Source organism: Chryseobacterium sp. TQ-BC-N36, assembly GCF_058382295.1.
Window position 1 is genome coordinate 2918891 of the sequence record NZ_CM178175.1, and the last position, 22193, is coordinate 2941083.

The 22193-nt window shown below is 32.6% G+C and carries 26 protein-coding genes; 25 read left to right on the forward strand and 1 reads right to left on the reverse strand.

From position 1 onward, the window contains the following. Window positions 1-17: 17 nt before the first annotated feature. The 7 genes from AC3FI7_RS12960 (at window position 18) to AC3FI7_RS12990 (ending at window position 7460) form a co-directional block, all read left to right on the forward strand. Window positions 18-1214: a cation:dicarboxylate symporter family transporter gene (locus AC3FI7_RS12960; protein WP_142723809.1), complete on the forward strand. Its 1197-nt coding sequence runs from the start codon at window positions 18-20 to the stop codon at window positions 1212-1214. 3 nt (window positions 1215-1217) lie between these two features. Then, complete coding sequence (locus AC3FI7_RS12965) at window positions 1218-2009, forward strand: TerC family protein (RefSeq protein WP_491460266.1); 792 nt, start codon at window positions 1218-1220, stop codon at window positions 2007-2009. Between the two features lie 116 nt (window positions 2010-2125). Then, the gene (locus AC3FI7_RS12970) at window positions 2126-2404 is read left to right on the forward strand and encodes a co-chaperone GroES (protein ID WP_002976538.1); all 279 of its coding nucleotides are present in this window, start codon (window positions 2126-2128) and stop codon (window positions 2402-2404) included. Window positions 2405-2499: 95 nt separating this feature from the next. Continuing rightward, window positions 2500-4125: a chaperonin GroEL gene (gene groL, locus AC3FI7_RS12975; protein WP_062675889.1), complete on the forward strand. Its 1626-nt coding sequence runs from the start codon at window positions 2500-2502 to the stop codon at window positions 4123-4125. A 263-nt stretch (window positions 4126-4388) separates the two neighbouring features. Beyond that, window positions 4389-5216: a hypothetical protein gene (locus AC3FI7_RS12980; RefSeq protein WP_413960137.1), complete on the forward strand. Its 828-nt coding sequence runs from the start codon at window positions 4389-4391 to the stop codon at window positions 5214-5216. A gap of 322 nt (window positions 5217-5538) precedes the next feature. Further along, window positions 5539-6489, forward strand: a complete 951-nt coding sequence (locus tag AC3FI7_RS12985) for an FRG domain-containing protein (protein WP_491460267.1) — start codon at window positions 5539-5541, stop codon at window positions 6487-6489. Window positions 6490-6548: 59 nt separating this feature from the next. Further along, window positions 6549-7460, forward strand: a complete 912-nt coding sequence (locus AC3FI7_RS12990) for a hypothetical protein (RefSeq protein ID WP_491460268.1) — start codon at window positions 6549-6551, stop codon at window positions 7458-7460. 83 nt (window positions 7461-7543) lie between these two features. Here AC3FI7_RS12990 and AC3FI7_RS12995 read toward each other — a convergent pair whose 3' ends face one another. Next, window positions 7544-7852 carry a helix-turn-helix domain-containing protein gene (locus AC3FI7_RS12995; protein ID WP_491460269.1) on the reverse strand — a complete coding sequence of 103 codons (309 nt, stop codon included), beginning with the start codon at window positions 7850-7852 and terminating at the stop codon, window positions 7544-7546. 800 nt (window positions 7853-8652) lie between these two features. On the opposite strand from AC3FI7_RS12995, the gene AC3FI7_RS13000 reads away from it, so the two are divergent. The 18 genes from AC3FI7_RS13000 to AC3FI7_RS13085 all read left to right on the forward strand — a co-directional run bounded on the left by AC3FI7_RS13000 (window position 8653) and on the right by AC3FI7_RS13085 (window position 22147). After that, window positions 8653-9177 (forward strand): hypothetical protein, encoded by a 525-nt coding sequence (locus AC3FI7_RS13000; protein ID WP_491460270.1) that lies wholly within the window; start codon window positions 8653-8655, stop codon window positions 9175-9177. Between the two features lie 95 nt (window positions 9178-9272). After that, window positions 9273-9914, forward strand: coding sequence for a hypothetical protein (locus tag AC3FI7_RS13005; RefSeq protein WP_491460271.1), 642 nt, complete (start codon window positions 9273-9275; stop codon window positions 9912-9914). 230 nt (window positions 9915-10144) lie between these two features. Then, complete coding sequence (locus AC3FI7_RS13010) at window positions 10145-10687, forward strand: hypothetical protein (protein ID WP_491460272.1); 543 nt, start codon at window positions 10145-10147, stop codon at window positions 10685-10687. Window positions 10688-10711: 24 nt separating this feature from the next. Further along, window positions 10712-11161, forward strand: coding sequence for a hypothetical protein (locus tag AC3FI7_RS13015; protein ID WP_343659818.1), 450 nt, complete (start codon window positions 10712-10714; stop codon window positions 11159-11161). A 57-nt stretch (window positions 11162-11218) separates the two neighbouring features. After that, window positions 11219-11788, forward strand: a complete 570-nt coding sequence (locus tag AC3FI7_RS13020; protein ID WP_491460273.1) for a hypothetical protein — start codon at window positions 11219-11221, stop codon at window positions 11786-11788. A gap of 13 nt (window positions 11789-11801) precedes the next feature. Next, the gene (locus tag AC3FI7_RS13025) at window positions 11802-12143 is read left to right on the forward strand and encodes a hypothetical protein (protein ID WP_491460274.1); all 342 of its coding nucleotides are present in this window, start codon (window positions 11802-11804) and stop codon (window positions 12141-12143) included. 78 nt (window positions 12144-12221) lie between these two features. Beyond that, a complete protein-coding gene (locus tag AC3FI7_RS13030; RefSeq protein ID WP_491460275.1) occupies window positions 12222-12884 on the forward strand; it encodes a hypothetical protein in 663 nt (220 codons plus the stop codon). Window positions 12885-13078: 194 nt separating this feature from the next. Next, the gene (locus AC3FI7_RS13035; RefSeq protein WP_491460276.1) at window positions 13079-13876 is read left to right on the forward strand and encodes a tetratricopeptide repeat protein; all 798 of its coding nucleotides are present in this window, start codon (window positions 13079-13081) and stop codon (window positions 13874-13876) included. Window positions 13877-13882: 6 nt separating this feature from the next. Next, window positions 13883-14464, forward strand: a complete 582-nt coding sequence (locus AC3FI7_RS13040) for a hypothetical protein (RefSeq protein WP_343659825.1) — start codon at window positions 13883-13885, stop codon at window positions 14462-14464. 88 nt (window positions 14465-14552) lie between these two features. After that, a complete protein-coding gene (locus tag AC3FI7_RS13045) occupies window positions 14553-15728 on the forward strand; it encodes a Kelch repeat-containing protein (RefSeq protein WP_491460277.1) in 1176 nt (391 codons plus the stop codon). Window positions 15729-15745: 17 nt separating this feature from the next. After that, window positions 15746-16156 carry an SMI1/KNR4 family protein gene (locus AC3FI7_RS13050; protein WP_343659828.1) on the forward strand — a complete coding sequence of 137 codons (411 nt, stop codon included), beginning with the start codon at window positions 15746-15748 and terminating at the stop codon, window positions 16154-16156. Window positions 16157-16248: 92 nt separating this feature from the next. After that, a complete protein-coding gene (locus AC3FI7_RS13055; RefSeq protein WP_491460278.1) occupies window positions 16249-16809 on the forward strand; it encodes an SHOCT domain-containing protein in 561 nt (186 codons plus the stop codon). A 114-nt stretch (window positions 16810-16923) separates the two neighbouring features. After that, window positions 16924-17589 (forward strand): hypothetical protein, encoded by a 666-nt coding sequence (locus tag AC3FI7_RS13060; RefSeq protein ID WP_343659830.1) that lies wholly within the window; start codon window positions 16924-16926, stop codon window positions 17587-17589. Between the two features lie 137 nt (window positions 17590-17726). Then, entirely contained in the window at window positions 17727-18929 is a 1203-nt protein-coding gene (locus AC3FI7_RS13065; RefSeq protein WP_491460279.1) for a hypothetical protein, read from the forward strand. A 19-nt stretch (window positions 18930-18948) separates the two neighbouring features. Beyond that, entirely contained in the window at window positions 18949-19608 is a 660-nt protein-coding gene (locus AC3FI7_RS13070; RefSeq protein ID WP_491460280.1) for a DUF2461 domain-containing protein, read from the forward strand. Between the two features lie 217 nt (window positions 19609-19825). After that, window positions 19826-20317 (forward strand): hypothetical protein, encoded by a 492-nt coding sequence (locus AC3FI7_RS13075; protein ID WP_491460281.1) that lies wholly within the window; start codon window positions 19826-19828, stop codon window positions 20315-20317. Between the two features lie 111 nt (window positions 20318-20428). After that, complete coding sequence (locus AC3FI7_RS13080) at window positions 20429-20971, forward strand: hypothetical protein (RefSeq protein WP_491460282.1); 543 nt, start codon at window positions 20429-20431, stop codon at window positions 20969-20971. 420 nt (window positions 20972-21391) lie between these two features. Beyond that, a complete protein-coding gene (locus AC3FI7_RS13085) occupies window positions 21392-22147 on the forward strand; it encodes a phosphodiester glycosidase family protein (RefSeq protein ID WP_491460283.1) in 756 nt (251 codons plus the stop codon). The last annotated feature ends 46 nt before the right edge of the window (window positions 22148-22193 follow it).

Sequence of the window (22193 nt, forward strand, 5' to 3'; positions counted from 1 at the left end):
CTGTAAAAAGATATACGGTGAAGCCTCTATTCAAACAAAAAACCTTTACAGATTCCTATCTGAGGAACCTTACTTTATATGTATTCACAGCCATTATCTGTGGAGCATTAACCGGCTATTATTTTCCGGAAACCGGCAGGCAGCTGCAAAGTGTAAGTCATTATTTCTTTGTACTTCTTGAGGTCTTGATTGTTCCCGTTATCTTCATTGCTGTCACTTATGGGATAAGCTACATCTTCAGTATTAAAAATGCGTTCCGGATTGTGGGTCAAATGGTTCTTTATTTTTTGATCATCACCTCTGTCAGTATTGTATTAGGAATTGCTTTCGGTCTTCTTTTAAAACCTGGGGCCAACACGGGAATTAATCTGGCTGCCATTAATAAAAGCCTGCCCGAAAGCCTTTTAACGAGAGTAACGAATCCTTTACGGATCAGCAATTATCTGATCTTCCTGTTGATATCAATTTCTGCAGGAATTGCCATCGGCATGTATCAAGGAAAAGATAAAATCCTTCACTTTCTGGATGAGGGGAAAAATCTGTTTTTTAAATTAATCAAATATGTTTATATCTTTCTTCCGGTAATCATTTTCTGTAATATCGCCTATGCAATATCCGTTTACGGAATTAATACTTTACTGCCTTTAAGTAAGATTGTTGCCACCGTTTATCTTGCCTGTCTTTTTTTTATTTTCGGAATATTGGGATTGGTGACGGCTTATTTCAAAATTAATCTCTGGGATTTTCTGATCAGCATTAAAGAAGAAATCATCCTGGTAGTAGCCACCTCTTCCTCCAAGACAGCCTTTCCGATGATTTTTGATAAAATGGAATCTCAGGGATATGACCGCAAAATTCTTCGCTTTGTCATTCCTCTCGGGTATAATTTCAACCTGGCTGGAGCCTGTATTTACCTTTCTATTTCATGCATTTTCCTTGTTCAGTTTTATAATATTTCCCTTACTGTGCAGGACTATTGCTGGCTGTTCATCATTATTTCCATTGCATCGAAGACAGCCTCCGGTGTTCCGGGGTCCGGTTTCCTCGCCCTTATGTTTACCCTGAGCAGATTCGGAAAAATTCCTGTTACAGATCTTGCCCTGCTGTACAGCATAGACCGTTTTATGAATGAAGCCAGATCTGTTACCAATTTCATCGGCATTACTATTTCTGCCGCCATTATTTCAAAACTTAATCAAAATACCACTTCTTAAAAAATGATACTTTCTGATTTTTCACATCTTCTTAATGATATTCTTCAAAACCCTGCGAAATCTATGGCCATCGTTGCCAACCTTATTCTTATTGAAAGCCTTCTGTCCGTAGACAATGCTGCAGTACTGGCTACCATCGTAATGGATCTTCCGGAACAGCAAAGAAAAAAAGCCTTAAAATATGGGATTCTGGGCGCCTATGTATTCCGCGGCCTGGCCCTGATCTTTGCTTCAGTACTGATTTCCGTATGGTGGCTGAAACCCCTGGGAGGAATTTATCTGCTCTACATCTCCATTGACTGGTTTATCAAAAAAATAAAAAACACAAGTGATGAAGAAAGTCCGGAAGAAAGCCCTAACAAAGAATCCAGCTGGCTGTATAAAAATTCAATTGGACTGTTGGGGCCATTCTGGGCTACGGTTGCCATTGTAGAAGTGATGGATCTTGCTTTTTCCATAGATAACGTTTTTGCGGCAGTCGCTTTTTCAGACAACTTACTTCTGATTACATTAGGAGTTTTTATAGGAATTTTAGCAATGAGATTTATTGCGCAGTGGTTTGTCCGTTTGATGCAGGTATTTCCTTTCCTGGAAACTGCCGCTTTTATTGTGATTGCTGTTTTAGGAATTAAACTAAGCTTATCTCTATATGAGCACTTCTGCCCTTCCACGGCATTCGCTCAATTTTTAGGCAGCCATACTATGGAGATATTGGTTTCAACCGTTACTGTCCTTTTGTTCCTTGTCCCTGTGATGACCAGTTATCTTTTCGGATTTCCAGCCCGCAAAAAATAATTTTTCTGCCAATTTTTCACATTCGGAAATAAAAATCTGCCATTTCATCCATCAGCGTCTCATGGCATACATTTAGAGAATTAGAAGACAGAAATAATTAAAAAATTAAATATATTATGTCAGTAAACTTTAAACCATTGGCAGACAGAGTTCTGGTAGAGCCAATCGCAGCAGAAACTAAAACAGCTTCAGGTATTATTATTCCGGATACTGCAAAGGAAAAGCCGCAAGAAGGTACTGTAGTAGCAGTAGGTCCTGGTAAAAAAGACGAGCCTACAACAGTTCAGGTAGGTGACAAAGTTCTTTATGGTAAATATTCAGGTTCTGAATTGAAGTTAGAAGGGAAAGATTACTTAATCGTAAGAGAAGCTGACTTATTGGGAATCATCGGTTAATTTGTAAAAAGTAAAATGTATTCATGTAAAATGATATTTTCAGAATACAAAATCATTAATACATTGTACAAAGTACATTAATACAATAAAAAATTATGGCAAAAGAAATAAAATTCGATATTGAATCAAGAGACGCTCTAAAGAGAGGGGTAGATGCATTGGCTAATGCAGTAAAAGTAACTTTAGGTCCTAAAGGAAGAAACGTAGTGATCGAAAAATCTTTCGGTGCTCCACACGTAACTAAGGATGGTGTTTCTGTAGCAAAAGAAATCGAACTTGAAGATAAAGTAGAAAACATGGGAGCTCAGATGGTAAAAGAAGTAGCTTCCAAAACTAACGATATCGCAGGAGACGGTACGACTACCGCTACTGTATTGGCACAGGCTATCGTAAGAGAAGGTCTTAAGAACGTAGCTGCAGGTGCTAACCCGATGGATCTTAAAAGAGGAATCGACAAAGCGGTAACTGCTGTTGTTGAAAACCTTAAATCTCAATCTCAGGAGGTTGGAGATTCTTCAGAAAAAATCAAGCAGGTTGCTTCTATTTCTGCCAACAACGATGATACCATCGGTTCTTTAATCGCTGAAGCGTTCGGAAAAGTAGGTAAAGAAGGAGTAATCACTGTAGAAGAAGCTAAAGGTACTGATACAACAGTAGACGTTGTAGAAGGTATGCAGTTCGACAGAGGATACCAGTCACCTTACTTCGTGACGAACCCTGAGAAAATGTTAGCTGAACTAGAAAACCCATATATCCTTTTAGTAGAGAAGAAAATCTCTTCAATGAAAGAATTGTTACCTGTTCTTGAGCCAATTGCACAAGGCGGTAAGTCTTTATTGATTATCTCTGAAGAAGTTGAAGGAGAAGCTTTAGCTACTTTGGTAGTAAACAAACTAAGAGGTTCTCTTAAAATTGCTGCTGTAAAAGCTCCAGGATTCGGAGACAGAAGAAAAGCAATGCTGGAAGATATCGCGATCCTTACAGGTGGACAGGTAATCTCTGAAGAGCAAGGTTTCACAATGGAAAACATCTCTTTAGATATGCTTGGAACTGCTGAGAAAGTAACGATCGACAAAGACAACACTACAGTTGTAAACGGTGGTGGTGACGAAGCGAAAATCAAAGGAAGAGTAGCTCAGATCAAAGCTCAGATGGAAACTACAACGTCTGACTACGACAGAGAGAAACTTCAGGAAAGATTAGCTAAGTTAGCTGGTGGTGTTGCTGTACTTTACGTAGGTGCTGCTTCTGAAGTAGAAATGAAAGAGAAAAAAGACAGAGTAGATGATGCCCTACACGCTACAAGAGCAGCTGTTGAAGAAGGTATCGTTGCTGGTGGTGGTGTTGCTTTAGTAAGAGCCATCTCTGCACTTGACAATCTTTCAGGATCTAACGCTGATGAAACAACAGGGATCAAGATCGTGAAAAGAGCGATCGAAGAGCCATTAAGACAAATCGTTGCCAACGCAGGTGGTGAAGGTTCTGTAATCGTTGCTAAAGTAGCAGAAGGTTCAGGAGACTTCGGATACAACGCGAAAACTGACGAATACGTTCACATGCTTGAAGCAGGGATCATTGACCCAACTAAAGTAACAAGAGTTGCCCTTGAAAATGCAGCTTCTGTTTCCGGAATGCTTCTTACAACAGAATGTGTTATCACAGAAGTGAAGAGCGCTGAACCAGCTATGCCAATGGGTGGTGGAATGCCAGGAATGATGTAATAGCGAGTCGCTAAGACAAATTTAATATATAAACCGTTCTACTTTTGTGGAGCGGTTTTTTATTTTGTAGATAACTCCTTTGTTTATCATTTATTATATACTATTGCGTTTATCCAAAACAACTAAAAATAAACCGCTGTTTAACAAGCAATTGTACAATACATATATGAAATAAGCGCAATAATATATATGTGATATTTGTGCGCAATGCGTATATTTGGACGTTATCTGTAATTGCAAAACCAATATCTCGCAAAAAATAAATGACTTTATTAAATGTAATTTGGCCCGCTATTTATGTTAGTGAAGAAGTTCAAAAATTTTGGTATTTAATTTTCCTTACAATAATTATTGAAACCATAACTATTTATGTATTTCTTAAAATTGGTTGGAAAAAATCTGTGCTAATATCAATAATCGGAAATTTAATTTCTGGATTTCTTGGAACTCTTGTGATGATGTTTGCAATGTTAATTTGGCATTTTGCAATTGATAGATTTCTTCCAAATGCAACTTTTGACAAATTTAACTGGATTGCAACTTATTTTTTGATGTGCTTGGGAAGTGTGTGTATTGAAACTTTCGCAATATCAAAAATTTTCAAATTCAGTTTTAAAAAATTATTTATTCCTCTTTTAATTGGAAATGCTTTAAGCTATTCATTTATAGTATTTGCAGCAACAAAAGAAAACGATGTAAAACAAGCTAAACAAAAGCGTATTGAAAATGTTTTTTATAAACCATTAAAAAATAATTATACCTTATTAAACAAAAAAGATGTAATGTTTTACACTGCAAAAATTGAAATAGAATACGATGAAAATAATAAAATTTCAAATATCAGTTATCCATTGGAAATAATTTTTAAATATGATTATAGGGACTACTTTATAGATTTTCCGTTTGAACTTCGATTATCGACAGATGAAAATTCCAGCGAAATTGGAAACGGAAGAAAAATAATTTATCTTGACAAACTTTATGATACTGTAAAAGTAGTCCTTGAACAAAAAAATCCCGATGAAAACATTGGTTGGACAAAACCAATAATTACTGACACACTTAAATTCGTTCGATCAAAAACCGAATAATGCAACTACAGATAACATTATATTGGCAAAATATGGGTTAAGGTTGCCCTTGAAAACGCAGCTTCTGTTTCCGGAATGCTTTTAACAGCTCAATGTATAATCACTGAAGTGAAAAAAGACGAACCAGCTATGCCAATGGGTGGCGGAATGCCAAGAATGATGTAACAGCTGTTGCTGAGACAATTTAATATACTAACCGTTCTATTTTTATAGGGCGGTTTTATTTTTTTTATTGCCTAAATATTTCTATATTTTAAAGTTTTTATGTTTGCTGAGATATACAGAATAGTTTAATAACTTACAATAATACTTTTAAACAAAAATGAAATTATTTGAATATTCAACGTTTGAAGAGAAAGCAGAATTTTTTAAAGATGGAGAACTTCCAATCAATATAAATATAAATGCAATATTTGAAAAATTAGAAACTTTTCAAACAAAAGGAACAGGCTTTATATATAGAGGATGTGCTGAAGCAAAATATGGAATGTATAATTCTGCACAAAGACTTTATATAGCACAAGACTTACATTTACAAGCCCCTGAAGATAAAATACCCGAACATTATTGTCGCTTTATAAGTGAATTAATAAGTGAAGCTGAAAAATGGAATAATGAAGTTATTTCTAAGTTATTAGAGGTATCAGGCATAAACCCTAAAAACTCTATTGCTTTTTTAAGCTATATGCAACATTATGGTTTACCTACTCCTTTTCTTGATTTTACTTACAATCCATACGTTGCTTTATATTTTGCAATAGACAATATAAAATATACACCAAGTGATAATCCTATTGAAAATTACTTTTCATTGTATTATTGCTATGAAGAAAGCACAGCTTTTAAAGCATGGAAATATGCTTTTGATAAAAATTTTGAAGATGAAAATATTCCATATGAGAAAGTCAATGAAAATTTTATGAGTATAATAATTCCAAATAAAGAATTATATAAAATTGTTAATAGCTTAAACATTATTAATCAAGATGGGCTATTTCTATATAATAATCACCCATGGTATCCCATTGAGAAAACTTATAAGGAATACATTCATGACATAAAAGAATTACTCGATGAAGAAGAATATAAACAGAATATGTTTTTAGAATGTGTATCAGGTTGTTTTAATATACACAAATCTTTGATTCCAGCTATTAAAGACAAACTAAAAGAAATGGGAATTACAAAGGATTTTATTTATCCAAATATTGAAAAATTCAAAGAACAAGTAACAGAATTAGGAATTAAAAACATTCTAACTTTATCAAAATAAAACATTACCTACTGCACAAAATTTACCAACTTTAAATAATAAATAATCACCAAACGCCTATGTTAGAAAACGAAGCTAAATTTATTAAAATATCAACAAAAGCTGATTTAGATTATCTAATTAAGAGAATAAACAAAAAGGAATCTTTTGCGCATGAGTTCAAATTTACTGATCGAGATTATTTTATAAAGCTCCTTAACTCAATAAATGTTGACTATAAAGAATTTTCCAAAAAATATTTCTATTATGATAGAAATAGAACTTTACATATTTCAGAGAGTGAATTTGGTTATATATGGATAAGTACTTATGGATTAATTGCAAAAAATAAAACTACAGAAAATAGCATGGTAAATTCATGTGCGATTCAGTATACCGTAATATCATTACTATTAGATCGTGCAATTGAAATTAGTAAAAGTGAAAAAATATATGACATTGATTCATATAATTTTGGCCATTTATCCGAATTAACTCCTGCGTTATTTCAAAACATTATATTCTATATCGAAGTTTTTTGCAAGTCATATTTATCTTTAAATAATGTAAATTCCCCATTTACGCATAAACTAACATCAGTTTTTTCAAAATTAATTGAAGTTATGTTTGATAAACAACAAAATGACTCATTATTTCAAGTTAGAATAATAGATCAAATTTTTAAAATAGTAGAATATGTCAATACAATTCCTGGAAATTTTAAAGAACAATTTGTAAAATATGATGACAACCCAGAAGATAATACAATAATTATCTTCCACCCTGATCAATTTTTTGAAATCAAAAACGTGTTTGAGCTTTGTCACGATTTCATTATGGACTTTTATTATTCTGGAACTTCAACATATTATTTAAATAATGGTATGTTCCAAAAGATCATTGATAAAGCAAAAAATGAAGAAGAAAAAGTTAAAGTTAAGGCTATGTATAATCACTTATTAGAAAATACTGGAACATATGACTTCATATAACATCATTTTATTGGCAAAATTTCTCAAGCTTAAGCAAATAAAAACTCCCCCTTAAAATAAAAAATCCTAACTTTCGTCAGGATTTATTCATCAATTTTATATTTTTCTATATCGAAGTCAAAATCAAATAATTCCTTCGGTGGAATTTTAAATGCTGAAGCCATTTTAAGAATAGTTTCAATGGTTGGGTTTCCTTTACCATTCTCATATTTATTATAATTACTGGAATCAAAGACTGAATTTTGTGCAACAGCATCCATAGAATTATATTTCTCCTTTCTTATCTCCTTGAGATGTTCAGAAAAACACTGCATATACAATTTTAAAACGTCTTTGCTATCCATTAATTTTATAATTAGTAGCAATTTTGGAATTTCAATTAAATATTTCATGGTAATATATTACCATATGCGAGAAAATATATTATATTTGCTATTAGATTACATCCGAAGATGTAATTTTGCGATACTTCAAAGAAATATAGAAGCTATTGCTTAGAATCTTGTAATAGAAAACTGGTAATTTTTAAGAGACAAGAAGATAAGCAGGAAGCTCACGACCTAGGCGTGGGCTCTCCTTATCTGTCTCAAGGTATACCAGTACCCCTATTACAGATATTGTAGAGTCTCATGCCGTTTTTATTTCATGCAGTTCTGTTTTCTACATCTTTTTCTAAGCCTGCTTTACAACATAAAGTATCATGATACGGTACAATGGGGTGTACAATCCATTGCGGCTTTCGGGCTTTTTAGAAAAACACAAATTCTATACTATTCATCAGGCTTGTATGGGTAAAAAGTTCAGAACTTCTTCCTTTATGGCCAGTAAAATCGTACAATAAAAACAAAAAATATAACCATTAAGAAAGATGAAGAGAATAAGATAAGTTAAGATCCATCAAAGATGGATAAAGCAGTCCGCTGAACACATAGCTTCAGCTATGATCTCAATGATTCTTAATCCCTTAAAAACTCTTAATGGTTCAAAAAAAATATACCTGAAAAATAGTAACCATTAAGAGAAACAAAGAGAATAAGGTAAGTTAAGATCCATCAAAGATGGATGAAGCAGTCCGCTGAACACATAGCTTCAGCTATGATCTTAATGATTCTTAATCCCTTAAACATTCTTAATGGTTCAAAAAATTGTACACCAATCAATCATTTTAAAATCACTAAAAAAATACAAACTCATGAAAAAAAACAGAACAGACTTTCAGTCCCGGATGGGAAAAGACCACAAAAAATACTACGGCTTACAGCTGATGGAAAGCTATTTTCAGTTCAATGACCTTACAGCATCCAAAGAACAACTAAACAGCATTATGAATTATGCTCTCAAACGAAACAGCCGGATACAAGAAGATCCGTCCGTCATTCTTCATTTTTACCAGGCGATGCGTTCATTCATCCGTGCAGGTTACTTCATAGCGACAAAGGAAAAGAAAGGGTTCGTCAATATTCCGTTGGAAGAAGTCTCTCCACTAGTTCTTGGCTTGCTTTCTGAGAAAGAATACCAAAATCCTCTGTTGGTTTTCAAAAAAGCATTCAAAGAATACAGCATACAGGAGTTTGATTATTTTATATCCGGGATGGCTTATTTCTCACTTGGGGTATACAGCAATCTTCCGGAAAGGAATATGATAAACCCGTACATCCATTTGATCAAAATGCTGGATGCAGCGTATCTCCTTCTTGAAAGGAAAGGGAAAATATAAAAGCTATTCTAAAAGAACAATTTTTGTTCAAATGCTCTCTATTTAAATTTGAACCCATAATTTATCTAAATTTGGATATTTGTAAGAAAATCAGAATGAAAATTAATTGCAACAAATGTAAAAATGAAGTTATTACTCTAAACTTTTCTGAAGAACAAAAGCTTGATCTTTATATTTTAATACAAAACGATTTAAAAGTATTTGCTGAAAAAAAAATAATTGACGAATTCAATGTAGACAAAAATGAAGCAAAAATTATTATTCAGCATTTAAACAATAGAAATGGCAGATGTGCAGAATGTGAGTTTGAAAAATTGAATGGAGAATATATTGAATGTCCCAATTGTGGTGCTTTTAATTATAATCTTAATGAACCCATGTTTAATTTAGAATTTTGCAGTCATTTAGAATGGTCTCTGGATTTTAAAAACATTGAAAATGAAAAGATAAAATATTATGCTAAGACTTTTTGGTGTGATGGTATAAATCATTTACCAGAAGACACAAAATCTTTACTTTATCATAATATTGAAAACAACAGGCAAATAATAACAAAAGCCTGGATTGGATATAATGGCAATGAAATTTATGAAATGAAAATCAAGTTTGGGGAACAAGCCATAGAAAATTATAAAAATAATAAAAGTTTAATCGAATGCATTCCAGGAAATAATGAAAATCCGAATTGGATAAAGTTATTTATGGAAGATAAAAAGATTGAAATTCAATTAAAATAATAACTGTTGCTCACATGAGTTTGCACCATTGTAGAAGGCTGTAACCTCGCTCCACAAAGTCTCCCCGACTTTGCGTCAATAAAAAGAAAATCCAAAGTCAGGGGACTTCGGATAGCAAAGAAGGAAAAAAGAAAAATAGCTCAAACAACATCATCATAGTATATAATTTATATTGGTACAATATGTAAATTTGGGTTTAACTAAATTTATCACAACATACTGTTATCAAAATGAAATTAAACATTAAACTTTTTTCAATCTTTGTTCTTTTTCTGATTTCTAGCTCTTCTTTTGCACAAAAGAAAACTCCTTTTCAAATCAATGGAGAATTATTTGAAGTTCCCGGAAAATGGGAATATAAAGATCGACTGAAACAATCTGGACAGTTTCGCTTAAGCAATAAAGACGAAAAAATAAGTTTATTGATTTCAGTAAGAAAACCTGAAAAATTTGAATTTTATAAAGAAGGCTTAACAGAAAAAGAATTGCTGAATGCATATTACAAATGGGAATATGATTACTGGGCCTCTTCAGCCGGAGTAAAAGCTGAAGTTTCCGAAGTAAAGCGAAACGAAGAAAAAAATTATATTATCTGGAAAATTATCATAAAAAATATGCCCCAAAATGATAATAAGGACCGTACTTCCTATTTGCTGTATGCCGTGAGAAACAACAATCTGATCTCATTCAATTTAACAAATAATACCGATAAGAAGACACCATTAACTGAAGCAGAATCAGTGGAACTTCTTGAACAAAGTTATTTGAAATAAAAACAAAACTAATAACCACCCTTCATGAAACTCTATACTTTAATCGTAGGAATATTCTTACTGTTTTTCAGTTGCACAAAAAAAGACCAATACAGCGCCGGCCAGGAATGGAATTACAAAACCCGCCCAACGGAAAAAAGCTCAATTCTTAAAATCTTAAAAATTGAAGAATATCCTGAAACCGGAAAAGTGATTCATATTTCCATCAGTGGTTTGAAAATTAAAAACCCTGCCAGTCCTACGGGTTTTGCAGAATATTTCAGCCATATTCCTATATCAGAAGAAGCTTTGGACAAAAGTGTCACCACTCTGAAAAGTGAAACCGGCAAAAAACCAGATTCCCTTGAAATGGACGGATATTCTTACTGGAAAAGAGAATTCGATAAAGGAGATGCCGGGATATTTACCATTCCCGTTTCTGAGATCATAAGTACAATGGAGAAATCTATTATTGCAGGAGATTATACTAAATAAAATTCGATACTTCATCAATACCTTTTTTCACCTATACAATCGCAACAATATATACTAATGAAATCAAGAATTCTTTTTCTCTTTATTATATTAATATTTTACAGTTGTTCAGGAAATAAATATAGTAATGTTCCTGTCTGGGATGAAATTGATTTTTTCTTTAAAAAGTTCTCTGAAATTAAAAAAGAAGAAATAGATAAAAAATCAAAAGATATCTCCCTCGGCTATTTTTGGGGAATTGGGGAAGATATTTATCCAAGTTTTGAAATGTATAAGTTTGAAATTCCCAGATCATATCAACGAAACGAAAACAACTTCATTCTTAAAGTAGATTATTTTTTCACCAAAGATGAGCAAATCAAATTCAAGTCTTATGAATGGAATGAAAATGAAAAAATTGAAACTTCGAATGAAATGTTTAACGAAAAATTCCACGAAATAAAAAAATATATAACTGAAAATCTTGGAAAACCCTACCTTGAAGTATATGAAGATTTAGAAAAGTCTAAAGAAGAAATGGCAAGGAATGATATTAAATGGCAAAGTAAAAATTTGAGTGCCTATTTATTAGATTTCAGAGGAAAAGGTGGATTCAATCAGATACGGCTGGCAATTTATTGTAGTTAAAATACTTTATTGAATGAAAACTGATTATTCTGACTTTTATGTTTCGGGGAATAAACAACTTTTTGCCCACTGTGATTATGACCGTGAAGGCGAAGGAAATTATTATGACTATATTTCAATAAGCGGTCCCAATTATAATAAATACAGATCACCTTTCAACTTTGGTTCAGACCAGGCCCTGGTTGAAAGATTGCAGAAAGCATTTGCAACATTGGTTGAATACAATTCAACAAAAAAAGGCGCTGATGAAAAAATTTTACTGCCAGATATAAAAATCTTATCCTCTCCGGCCTATGCAACTCTCAGGATTTGTAAAAATAAAACTACCCTCACAGGGGTGGTTTTGATTTTATAGTTACATAAAAATCCACAGCTTTATTCAAAAACATTATGGTAATTTGTAGATTTGGTAACAAAAACTAAAACCATTCTCATGAGAAACATAATGTCAATAACCGCTTTATTCTGCTCAGCATTTTTATACACCCAAAATCTTTCAGATACAACCGACCAACTTATCGATAAAATGTGTTTAGATCTTAAAGACAATGAATCGCTTAATGATTCATTAAAAATAGAAAGTATCAACCAGAAATTTATTCTTCCTTATCTGGCTCAGTTTACGGATTCAGAACGTCAGGATAAATTTGATCAGATATATTTCAGATTACAAAATAGATGTCAGTCCTTCAGGGATTATTTACAGAAAAACGATCCACCCAAGACTGATGATTGGGTAAGACTGAATGAACACCCAGCCATTACAGTATCTGAAAATGAAATCAATCTTTTCAAAAAAAATACCACTTTCCACTACTTTGAGTATGGAGGTGAAAAAACAACTGTACAAACAGACAAAAGCTTTTGGAAAGAAAGTTTTGCTGATGGATCATATTCAAAATTATTTTACAAGTGGATTGGTAAAAATAGATTTGAGTTAGAGTTTATTGAAAGCAATAATAACGGAAGAAAGAATTTCAGCAAAAAAGGAGATCGGTATATGTACCAGATCATAAACAAAGAAGATAATTTTTACTGGATCCTTGTGGAATCGCCAACCGAAATTGTCAAATTTAAATTATTCATAGAAAACTAAATCACAGCTCCTCAAAACCTCTCAACTTTGAGACAGTAAAATACAATTCCATTTTAAATATTCTTTCTCCCTTTTTCACATTTTTTTCTTAGTTTAGTCCAGGAAAAATATTGGCAATGCCTATTAAAAACTAAATAAAATTCAGCCTGAACTTCTGTATAGCCCATACTTTTCGTCAGTATAAAACTTAACCCATGAAACAAATTCTATTGCTTTTATCTGCTATGTTATGTCTGATCAATATTTCAGCACAGCAAAATCAAACAGATTACTTTTTAGGAAACAGAACCTATTGCAAAAAACCGGACACTGAAAGATTTAATAAAATATATCCTCTTGGAATAAAATCTGTGCAGCAAAATTTATATCTCGGAGCCGCTTTCAAAATCTTTTCAGAAATAATAGAAACTGACAACTCTTTTTGTGATGCCTATTTCTGGGCGGGATACACTTTAAGATTAAGTAATATGGAAAATGATGCTGTAATTTTCTACCATGCTGCAGACAGTCTTGCCCAAAACAAATCAATAGAATTTAAGCAAAATCTTGCTTCTCTTGCTATGAAAGTAGGGAGAATGAGTTTTTCAAGAAGAAAATTCAAGGAAATGACAGAATATTTTCCTGAAAGTCCTGAAGGATATTATGGCATCGGGCTCACTTCTTTATTTATAGAAGATTATAAAAATGGTCTTGACAATATAAATATTGCTGAAAGTAAATATAACATTCCCAACAAAGATACCCAATGCCTCAAAGCGGTATTGTTAACTCTCAATGAAAAATATGAAGAGGCTATTCCGTATTTTGAAAAAGCAGAATCAAACTTTAAGAAAGATGATACATTTAATGGATCCTACGCATTGTGCCTGCAGGAGGTCGGAATAAAAAATTCTGATGAAAAGCTGATGAAAAAGTCTAAAAAATATTATGAGAAGGTAAAAAACAAAGATGGACTGCCTGCTGCAATAAAAACCAATTTAAAAGCTGAATAAAAACTGATGAAACCTTTCCTGTTATTATTTTCCTGTATAATAATATTAAACTGTTCCGTTGAAAAAGTGGGAAATAAATACTCAGATAACGATCTGATTATTGAAAAGATTATTGATTCCAATCATTTTAAAGCAAAAAAAACAGATTCAACCCAGAATAAAATTTCCAGCACTTTAATAAAAGTTGAAACAAATTTCAATTTTATGGATGAAAATGATTTTGAAAAATATTTTTTACCCATAGGAGCAGAGGGAAAACGTGATTCTACTGCAAAAAAATTCCTGTTTAAAGAAGACCATAAAGATTTTGTATCACAATACAACGAAAACAAGGTTACCGAAATAAGTAAAACCATAAAGAAAAAATATCGAAATTTAAAATTATCTGAAATTAAACATGACCAAGAAAAATATGCTATTTATGAATATTTAGAATTCTCAAAGGTCTTTTTCTCTCATGACAGACAAACTGCTTATATTGAAGTAAATTATTATGCAGGAATTTATGGGGATGGAACGGGCTATATACTTCAGAAAAATAATGGAGCCTGGGAAATTGTCCAAAGAATTAATATATGGATAACCTAACATTATTAAAAATATTCTTTTACGAAGGATTATAACTCTAACAATCAAATTTATATTAATTTCAAAACCAAAAACTAAATTTCAGCATATGAAAGCAAAATTATTACTCTTTTCATTTTTTGGTTCATTGCTAACCCATGCACAAACGCTTCAATTTAAAAATCTGGCGAATATGTCTGTAGGCAGAGGGGCTATAACCAGTGTTATCGTGGATGATAATATCTATGTGAGCAACGGCTATCAGGAAAGCGGAGGTACTGCCAATTATATTGAAAAATACAATATTACAGACAACAAATGGAGTCTTCTCAATGTTACTATCAGTCCTAAAAAATTTGCTAATTCGGAGACATATGATAATAAAATCTATATTTTTAACGGTTGGGGAAACAGTCATCTTGAAATTGTAGACCTTGAAACACAGAAAGTAACGAAGGGAGCTGTGAACCATTCCTATACAGGAAATGCAGGTTCTGCCATCCATAACGGAAAAATATATGTGTTTGGCGGCAGCGGACTTAACGGCGCTGCCACTACTTCCTTTTCCAACAGGTTCCAATATTATGATATTGCTTCCAATACATGGCATCCATTACCGGATATGCCTACTGCCAGAGAAGCAAAGGGCAAGATTGTAAATGATAAGCTGTATGTCATTGGTGGCTTTAACGGTACTTCATCCCGCCTGATCAATATTTTCGATCTCAACACCAATCGCTGGACCGATCAGATTACAATGCCAGCCGGCATATCAGGACATTCATTAGCTGTATCCGGTAATAAGATTTTTATTGCAGGAGGTTATAATAATCAGACTTTTCTGGCCTATTTCGATACTACAACCAATAAATTCCATCAGCTAACATCCAATATGATTCCCAGAAGGCACGCTGCTGCGGAAGTATACAATGATAAATTATACATCATCGGCGGAAGTACAACTTCTGTAACCAAATCAGCTATTAAAAGCTTACAGGCAGCTGATATTTCTGAGAATGCACTCTCTTCAAATACAGCTGGGGAAGACCGTGAGACTAAAACAAGAGTCTATACCAATGCATCCAGAGACGGTTTTATCATCAGCAATAAAAATAACAGTAATCAATTCGAATTTACCGTTTATTCTACAGATGGAGAGGTAATCAGCAGGGGCTTTGCCTATTATAACAGAAATATAGATTTATCAAAAGTACAAAGAGGAACTTATATTTTTAGTTTTAAAGATGAGAAAGGGGTTTTGCAGCAGATTAAAATTGTACGATAATTTCATTAATAACTTTGATGATACATTTGCGGATCGATAAAATTAAAGAGAAATGGACCAGTGAAAACATAAAACTTAGTCCACCTGCAACACCTGAGTCCATTAAAGAAGCTGAAGAAATTCTCGGGTTTCAGTTTCCGGATGATTGTAAAGAATTTTATTTAAGACTGGATGGATTTGCAGATTGGGACTGGACACAAAATATGTTTTCTATCTGGCCACTAGAAAGAATTCTGAAAGAATATCATAATGAAAATAATAAAAGTTTCATTGTATTTGCGGATTATCTGATCAATTCACATCATATGGGTTTTGTAAAAGGAAAAAAAGGAGTATTCAAAAATTTTAATGAAAACTATGAGTTAATTGCAGAGACTTTTACTGAAGCGATCCTTCTTATCATTTCTGACTCCGATATTTTATATTGATGTATTTCCTCTTATAGATAAGGATTCCCGTAAGGCAATCCCTTTCATCCGTTTTATTTTTGGCTTTCAATTTTGATTATTAAAATAAAACAATGAAAAAATCAGCCGTATTATTTACACTCCTAATTTTCGGAGTGTACTACACTCAGAATGCACCAAAATTTCAAAATGATACCCTCACAACGTCAACTGGTTTTAAAATATATGAAAATTTAGATCTAAAAATAGGGACAGGTTCTATGAATGACGGAGATTTTAAATTCATCAGAACCAATGCTTCTTCATTATTCAACTATTATTCAACGACGGGATATCAGGGATTAGCTAATCAAGCCAATTCTTTCAGAAGAAGTAACTCCAGACTGATATTCAAAGTAAAAAAAATTATGCCGAGAGGCAGCAAGAAAAATGGTTTTGTCTACTATGCTAAAATTGGAAGTGGTCTCATGAACTATGAAATTGACATTGAAAATGCAATCAGATCAGGTGAGCTTATTGTTCCTGATGAATTTCTGCCCAAAGATAAATCCCAACGTCTTAATCAGGAAACGAAATATGACAGGCTGAAAAAAATTAAAGAACTTAAAGATTCAGGCGTACTGTCTGAAGATGAGTTCCAAAAGGAGAAAGATAAAATAATGTCTGAAAAATAGATTCCATTCTAACTGCCCTGCTTTCCGAGCGGTTTAATTTTTTGAATCTGATATCATCATATCATCAATTTATTATAATATTTATGTGTAGCTTTGAAAGCTAATAACCATAATATGGCTGCTCAGGAACTTAAAACATTACTCATCGAAAGAGTTAAAACATTTGATCTAAAAAGGATTGCATTTGATACTCTTCATAAAATACTTTCAGAAGATCCTGAAGAGCTTATAGGGGGCTTTGAGCCTGGGGAAATCACCTTTCTTTTTGATGGATATCAATACCTGATTGAACAGCGATACAGCGAGCCTGTTATCCGGGCAAGAATAGGCCTGTATGTGGAAAACGAAATATATCTTAAAAACCTAGAACCCATCGGGTATTATGATCTTGAAATAGATTTTGATGGCGAAATAGTGGACGACTGCTTTGTGATAGAAAAGGAAAAATATCTGAAAGACATTGAAATTACCTCCTATTTTCAGGAGATGAACAGAAAGATGCCTTCTCAATATCTAAGAGAAAATCAAGGTGAATACGAATTTGTTTCATACATATCCTTAATTGGAACCCTGTTCATCAGCAAAGAATTCGAAAGTGCTGGAGTACTCGTCAACCAAGCAAACACTTATCTCAAAAATAAGGGTAATCCTCTACCTGACAAAGATTATTTAAAAGAATGCAGATATTTTCTTAAAATGATGAGTAATTATCTGATAGAAAATAACCTGATCTCTAAAGGATTGAAAGAAAGATTAGAAGATAATAAAAATAATATTTAATAATATCATAAACTATAAAATATGATGGTTAAAATGAATTTAAGTTTAGTACTGCTAAAAGAGTTTTTTCTTCTATGAAATAAGATTTTCTATTTAAGCCAACAAATTAAGTACTTTATACAGTCCAATTATTACATATGGAAATTAAAGCCATTCTAGAAAAGTATAAAACCATAGGTAACCTATTGGCTCATGATTATGAGCAGGAGAATAAAGCACTATCTGAATTCAAAACAAATAATCAAAATTTATCAGAACAACAAACAGCCGAATTAATAAATATTCTCCAAAATAATTCTGAAATATCAGACAAGTATTTTGTAGCCAGTTTACTGTATTTATATGACAATTTTAGCAAAGACCTATTTAAATCTTTACTCAAAACAGCCATAAATCATAAAGATCCCAGTTTCAACAGAATATTTCTGAGACCTTGCCTGAGAACGTTTGGCACTAAAGCTGTTGCCGATTATCTTGTTGATCAATTCAACAAAGGAGACATCATAGAACGTATAGGAATTTCGAATTTGATATATTGGCTGCATCCACAAGAAAATGGTGAAGCAGACCAATTACATCATACAATTTTAGAAAAAGCTAATAACACATCTAATTTAGTAGAATTGTATCACTATAAGCTACGTTATAAAAATAAGCTAAAACACGCAAGTAATATTCCGGACAACACTGAAGATCTTATAAAAGCCATAAATGGGAACAAAGAATATGAAAAACTCATATTTAACCAGCTTGGCTGGACAAGAAATACACAAATAATCATCGAAAATAAAGGAATAAAAACTGATACTTTTTATATTCCACCGTTCACTCTAAACTCTGGAGAAATTATAGTATTGCATCTCTACAACGGATATCATTTCTACGAAACGGAAATGTTTCTCAAAGATATATTCTGTGGTAAGACAAGCCATGAAAATGTTATCATCCACAATAACATGACTTTTGCAGAGCATTTCAGAGAATCAAAGTTCAGAGACATTTTTTTTCCTGTAACTGTAGGAGAATATTTAAGAAAGAACGCAGATCCTGAAAGTCCTTATGCCACAAAAATTTATGAGACAGAATGGATCAATAAAAAAATAAAAGTCAATACCCTTCCAGGTAATCCAAGGCGTTTATTAACTTTATATGCAACTCTTTCAAAAACAAATAATATTATTTTTGATTTAGTAGGGCAAGACTTGAGTGGAGCAAAAGAAACTTATAAAATAGTTAAAGAAATAGTAAAAAAAGGAGGTTCAGCCATTTTACTCGATGGATATGATGAGATGAAAAATGACTGTACAAAATACATTGAATTGCAATGGATAAAAACATAATCCTCACTTAATAAAAGATATGAAAAAAGCATTTGAATTTCTTACCGATTTAAAAGAAAACAACAATCGTGAATGGTTTGCCAGACATAAATCTGAATACGATGCCATTGTAAAAGAAAATAAAGTTTTATTTACTAAGATTTATAATGAACTTCAGGAGTATGATCAGCTCAAAGGAATTCATATTTTCAGGATTTATAATGACGTACGTTTTTCCAAAAACAAAACACCTTATAAAACCAATTTTGGCGTTGGATATTCCCGTTCAAAGCCCATGCTGAGAGGCGGATATTACATTCAGCTGGAACCGGGCAACAGTTTTGTAGGAGGTGGGTTTTGGGGACCTGATGCCAAAGATTTACTTCGTATCCGCAAAGAATTCGAAATCAGCAGTACAGAAATTGAAAAAATCACCTCCGATAAAACTTTCATAAAATATTTTGGAGAACTAAAAGGTGATTCTGTAAAAACAGCACCACGCGGTTTTGATAAAAATCACCCGGCCATAGACCTGATCAGGAAAAAGCAATTCCTGGTGATGCGGAAATTTACTGATAGAGAAGTTTTATCAGATACTTTTCAGAAAGAGGTACTTCTTACCCTGCTTGCCATGCGTCCCTTTTTTGATTATATGAGTGAAGTGCTGACCACGGATTTGAACGGTGAACCTTTATTTTAAAAAAGTCATAGACTTTACATGATGATCAAATTATGAATAATTTTTTTAGAACCTGCAGCTCTTTTACAACTGAACTGTAATTTTTATGAATATTATTTTTTATCAGAAAGCTACGCTCAGTTTAAATAAAAAAACACCCATGAAAAACAGATTCTTATTCATTTTCGTTTCTTGTATACTACTGAACTGTACCGAGAGTTCTCAAACAACAAAATCAATGGATTTTCACAGTTTTACATTTCAGGCTCCAAAAGACTGGCATCAATTGAGACTGGATGCTTATGACAGCAATGCCAGAATTATTGTTACAAAAAATCATGACTCTATTTATTATGACTACGGACCTTATTCCAATTCACTGGAACAGCTTTCGGCTCCTATTATCACAAGAAAAGACATGAACGAGCTATTAAAAGTAAATCCGGATATTGATACTACAGAATTTATTATCATCAATGCAAATGAGACTCAGGAGGATTTTATCCAAAGTAAAGTAACCTATAAAAAAATTGATGGGTATAAGGCAAAAATTCTGGAGCCCAAACAGGCTGGCAAAGGGATAACAGGTATTTATATCGATAGCTTAAAGACTGGATCTTTAGGGAAAATCCGATTCAATTTATATGGAACAAATCTGAAGAAAGAAAGCCAGACAGAACTTTTAAAAGCAATTCAGACACTACGCTTTACAAAAAAACGCAGCAATTGAGCCTGCAAAAAAAATTAATTGAGAGGCTTTAATTCTACTCATGTTTATAATATATTTAAACCCGGTCCGTTGTAAGAATGGTTTTTACTACTTACAAAAAACTCTTAACTGATGAAAAAAATAATCAATCTAATTTTAGTCTTTCCATTTATTCTTCTAGCTGCTCAGGATAATGAGGATCGATGCAAATATATGTCTGAAGAACTTAAAGAAAAACCTCTGGAATGCATCAACAACTCAACATTCAATAAAAACAATGAGGTATATCAGTTTTTCAAATGGTCTGCATTCCGAGAAAATTATTTACTCAGAATAGAAAAAATTGGAAACGAATATATTCTCATCAAAAAGAAAATATATACAAGTGAATATGATCAGAAAACAGGTGAAAAAATAGATTCAAAATTTAAAATTATTACACAGAAACATTTAACTCAAAAAGAATATGTTCAATTCATGAAGTTACTATCTGAAAATCATTTCTGGCTCAACAACAATTATGATGTTCCTTCCATCTGTACAGACGGAAGTGGAATATTTATTCATGCTCTTAAGAAAAATAGTTTCCTTAAAATGAGCAATGGAAATTGTTCTCCCCAGGATGAGTATCTGAACAATCTGTATAAGAAGGTTACCGAATTATTTAATTTATAAAACAATCAAAAAGCAAATTGAAAACTTTACTATACATCGGAATCTTTCTGCTGATTGGAATTTTAAATACCATAATTTCTGCTGAGTATATAAAACTCCTCCAATTACCTAGTGGAGAGGTTGCTATGCTTCCCATTGGGGTCATGGTTGTATCTGGCATCTCTTTAGGAGTTTCAACAATATTAGTTTTAATTATCAACATTAGAAATCAAATAAGCCTTACAACATCTATCCTGATGTATCATATTATTTATTTCATGACTTCTGCTTACTTTGGATTGGAATGGCCAACTTCAGATTTTTCTTTTACCAATATTAATTTGATTACTATTCTCACTGGGTGTATAGTTTGGATATCTATTTTTGCATGTATAAAATTCTTTCAATCAGTAAAAGATTGACATCAATGAAAACCAAAGCATGATTAAAAACAGTATTTCATTTTCCAACATCAAAAAGCGTAATACCTTTTATTTTATCTCACTCCTGTTTCTCTTTTGCTTTAGCTGTAAAGAAAACATAAAGGAAGACGATCGTTTTGTGACCTTCCGGATAGATCCTGAAAAGCAAGATATACAGCTGTACTGGAAAAATAATAAGGGAGAAATCATGAAAAGTATAGATGTGCTAAGAAATAATGTTGAAATCCAACATAAGAAATTAGTATTCGCCATGAACGGTGGAATGTTTGAACCGGATAACTCTCCTAAAGGCCTTTATATCGAAAATTTTAAAATCTTAAAACCTTTAGACACCTTACAAGGTACCGGCAATTTCTATTTGGAACCCAATGGGGTATTGTATTTAACCCAAAACAATAGCGCCTGTATTATAGAAACTAAACAATACCAACATAATAAAAACATCAGGTTTGCTACACAATCGGGTCCCATGCTGATAATAAACAGGAAAATCAATCCGATCTTTCAAAAAAATTCTAAAAATCTCAATATCCGGAATGGCGTAGGCATTCTGGAAAACGGAAAACTCGTTTTTGCAATGTCTAAGAAAAAAATCAGTTTTTATCATCTGGCAGAATACTTCAAGAACCTAGGCTGTAAAGAAGCACTTTATCTTGACGGATACGTTTCAAGAACTTATTTACCAGAGAAAAACTGGATTCAGAAAGATGGTAATTTTGGGGTTATGATAGGAGTGACAGAATCATCAGAATAAAAAATACCTGCCAGCTCCGTCATGAAAAAAATAAAATATCCCTATC